2 protein-coding genes are annotated in these 745 nt (G+C 46.0%); both read left to right on the top strand.

The features are described 5' to 3' along the window. Positions 1-76: 76 nt before the first annotated feature. The gene (locus ACM0OZ_RS49105; protein WP_414590203.1) at positions 77-328 is read left to right on the top strand and encodes a hypothetical protein; all 252 of its coding nucleotides are present in this window, start codon (positions 77-79) and stop codon (positions 326-328) included. Between the two features lie 247 nt (positions 329-575). Beyond that, on the top strand, positions 576-745 hold a 170-nt coding region (locus ACM0OZ_RS49110; RefSeq protein WP_414590204.1), incomplete at its 3' end, for a reverse transcriptase N-terminal domain-containing protein.

Genomic DNA, 745 nt, shown 5'->3' on the forward strand with positions numbered 1-745 from the left:
GTGCGACTCGTTTCTGGTAGGAGCCTCTAGAAAATAGAGGGGTATGACCAGAGTACATTATGAGAACAACAACATAATGTACAACTGTTCCTTCGATGTAGGTGAGCCAAGTACCCTAGAAAGGCAAGTCCTACCCTTGAGGAGACAAGTGACTCCCGACCTGTCCACGCCGAGTAGACTCGGAAATCTACAGAGCGAAGCTGGGAACAGGGCGCAATCAGAGGTTAAGCAGGAAGACCACACTGGCGCTAATGGGGAGATGGCATGGGTAAAACAAGTCCTAGAAAAGTGTCTCAGTTGGAAGCTACAACCTGAAAACAAAATGTAGACTTCATCCTCATATTCTCACAGCACTTTTATTTGGATAGCTGTAATCTCCGAGGAGAGGAAAGGCAAAGTGGACTGCCCTAAACCATCAAACAATCGAAAGAACGGAACGAGTAAAAACGGTACAAAGGTCTGGGGGAAAGGTCGAAAACCCCGGTAGGTAAGACGAGATACGGAATCCCTTTGTATCGGGTAGGACAGAGCGTAACTGCTCTGAGGTATTCAGAAAACGCGATTTGGAGTAAAGCATGGTTAGACACAGCAAAACTGCTAGTGAACTTTGGAAATCACTACCCTGGAAGAAATTCCGGGCGAACCTTTTCCGCTTACAAAAAAGAGTGTTCAAAGCTATTCGAGTTGGAGACAAGCGCAAAGCTAGGTCACTACAAAAGCTAATTCTGAAATCCAAAGCAGCTAG

Origin of the sequence: Scytonema sp. PCC 10023, assembly GCF_963920835.1 — a bacterium.
In the GTDB taxonomy this organism is placed as follows: domain Bacteria; phylum Cyanobacteriota; class Cyanobacteriia; order Cyanobacteriales; family Nostocaceae; genus Kalymmatonema.

Coding starts and splice junctions, on each gene's coding strand:
- ACM0OZ_RS49105 (WP_414590203.1), top strand. CDS start 77: ATGTACAACTGTTCCTTCGATGTAGGTGAGCCAAGTACCCTAGAAAGG.